The following is a 2,666-nucleotide window of genomic DNA, read 5'->3' as shown; positions in this document are numbered from 1 at the left end:
GACGGGGCGCGGCCCTGGGCCGCTCCTTCCTATGTGGCAGCTGACAGACTACTAGGCGCGCGGCCCTGGCCGCTCATTTTCAGCGCTCGCGGTCCTTTGATTTCTCGGCGGTCGGCGTCGGTGACTTGCCTTCGCGCAATGTTGCGGCGACATGGGCCTTTGCGCTTTCGACGATCTGCGCCAGCTGTTCCTTCGATGCGCCGCGCTCGGTAGCTGTCGCGACGCGCTTATCAATGGCGAGCTGGAATTGTGCGAACCTGGCGTCGGCGCGGTTCTGCTCAGGCGAGTTTTTCTCGAATTGCGCAGCAAGGCGTAGATCAACCTGACTGACGCCGGGAGGCATGACTTGCAGACGTAGCGCGCGGTCGGCGGCCTGAATGTCGCGGTCGGTCATTTTCGAAAGGAAATCTGCGGCGCCCGCGCTGATGGCGCGGACTCTTTGCAGCGGATCCATACCCTCGGACCAATTGACTTCGATCTGATGATAGCGGCGTTGCTCAATCAGCTGAAGGTGGTGCATCGGCCCTTTGGGATCGCGGAAAAAGGCAAGCTCCTGCGCTGAACGCGCGGCCAGCTGGCGCATGTCAGCGGACGTTTCCGCGATCCGGTTAAGCTGCTCATGCTGCCGCGACGCAACGGTTTGCGCAGTAGGTAGGTAACGGCTGATTTGATCCTTGGCCTGCTCGATACTCATTGCGCGTCGTTCGCCAACTGGCATGAGAGATTCCATCGAGGGCGGAAACGCGATGCCCGCTGGCCCACGGGCTGGCTCGACGCGGTTCTGCTCGAGCGGCATTGCATCACGGATGACTTTGGCGAGAGAGGCGTGATTTCCGGTATGGAAGCTGTCGCGGCTCGCCTCCATCCAGTCCTTCGGCCCCATTGCTTGGATCGAGACGAATTTTTCGGCCGCAAGAGAATGTAGCTGCAAGTGCAGCCGCATGGTGCGACCATTGCCCTCACGGAACGGATGAACGGCATTTAATTCGGAAATATGCCGCCCCATGGTATCGGCAAAGCGATCACGATCCATCGACTTGAGGGTTTGGAGGTCGGGCAGCTGCTTAAATTCGTGCTCCATGCTGCGGGCAATGAAGTGCGCTCGGGCAAAAGTGCTGCCGGGTTTGCTTATGTCCACGGTCCGAAAACGCCCCGCCCAATCATATACGTCCTGAAACAGATGATTGTGCAGTTCGCGATATTCGCGCGCGTTCGTCGCCGGCGCGGCGCGCTGCAAAACCAGCCCGCCATGTCGGACAACCGAGAAGAAAGCTTCTCGCTCCTTGAGGATATTATCGTCGCGGATTCCCAGCTTGTTCCGGAGAACGTCGCTGTTACGCCAGGTGTAAGGGTCGCTCACCTGTCATGCAGCGAGTTTCTGGCGGGACAGAACATCACGGTTGTAGTCCTGCGCCAGACCAATCGCCACATCGACGGGAATTTGGGTTTCGACCAACAGCAAACAAAAAGAGTGGTCATCCGAAACCAATTCAAGTCCTTCAATCTTGCAATTTGCGATTGCCTCGCAATAAGCTGCCATCACGTCAGGAATGTCTTCCTGCCGACGCGGCTCATACCCCATCGCCTTGATGCGATTCCTGTAGGTGTCGATGATATTTTCCAATTTGCACCTAAAAACGACCTGGCTCCCGCTCATAGTTAACATGTCGGGATTTGTATATAAACCACATTGAGTAGCCCCCATATTTCACCTTCCTGAAATGGGACGCCGCGCTTGCGCGGCGTCTCGTGCATTTTGCGGGGCGGGCATTTCAATCCGCTTGGTCGGTCATCATCGCTAACAGGTAGTCGGCGGCGTTCTGAGCCTCACGGGCAGCCTCGAAAATCGCGCGCTTGTCGTTGCGGAGCGCGGTCAACCAGTGCTCGATATACGCGGCATGGTCTTCGCGTTCGTCGACCTTGAAACCGACAATCGCGCCGATGAAGGATGCGCCCAGCTCGGCCACGAGTTCGTCCCTCGCATAGTCGGCGCGGCTCGTTGAAATCAGGGTTTTCCGGTTGAGGCGGCTTTCATGTCCTGCATGATGCACGGCCTCATGCGCAAGCGTGGCATAGTAGTCGTCGGCGGAATGGAACGCTTCAAAAGCGGGCATTTGGATATAATCGTCGCGGGTGTGGTAATAGGCTTGCGATCCGCCGATGCGAACGGTTGCGTCGATGCGAGAGAACATCACTTCAAGCTCAACGTCGCGGGTTTCGGGATTGGTGATGATCGGAGCGGGCGCTGGATATTTGCCGTCCAGTCCCTCGACCTGATCGGCATTGAAAACCGTGTATCGTTTCAGGAACGGAATGGCGCGCTCGTCGTCCGTCTCGGAGTCCTTCACAACAAGCTTGTTGGCATAAACAACGGTGGTTCCCTTGCTGCCCTTCCTGACATTGCCGCCCAGCTCCAACGCCTGTTTGAAGGTCAGCCAATAGGGCGAGGCGAAGCCCTGACGCATGGCGCTGGCCCAAAGGCTGAGGACGTTGATCCCACGATAGGCGACACCATTGTGCCGGAGCGGAATGGTCGGCCCACCGCTCCACGGCTTCACCCAAGGCTTGGTGCCCGCTTCCAGCATCGCAAGAATGTCGTCGGTGACGGCCTGATAAATGTCGATCCGGTTCGTTTCCTTAGCCATTTTCCTCACTCCTTTAGGCGA

The 2,666-nt window shown here is 58.0% G+C and carries 3 protein-coding genes; all 3 read right to left on the bottom strand.

What is annotated here, in order from left to right:
- Positions 1–79: 79 nt before the first annotated feature.
- Positions 80–1,360 carry a Fic/DOC family protein gene (locus L858_RS0119035; protein ID WP_022684641.1) on the bottom strand — a complete coding sequence of 427 codons (1,281 nt, stop codon included), beginning with the start codon at positions 1,358–1,360 and terminating at the stop codon, positions 80–82.
- Positions 1,361–1,363: 3 nt separating this feature from the next.
- Entirely contained in the window at positions 1,364–1,624 is a 261-nt protein-coding gene (locus L858_RS0119030) for a hypothetical protein (RefSeq protein WP_022684640.1), read from the bottom strand.
- Between the two features lie 148 nt (positions 1,625–1,772).
- Positions 1,773–2,666: ArdC family protein (locus tag L858_RS0119025; RefSeq protein ID WP_420801839.1), on the bottom strand; the 894-nt coding region annotated here is incomplete at its 5' end.

This window comes from Sphingobium bisphenolivorans (assembly GCF_000412635.1).
Taxonomy (GTDB): Bacteria; Pseudomonadota; Alphaproteobacteria; order Sphingomonadales; family Sphingomonadaceae; genus Sphingobium; species Sphingobium bisphenolivorans.
This window is presented reverse-complemented; position numbering and strand designations above follow the sequence as displayed.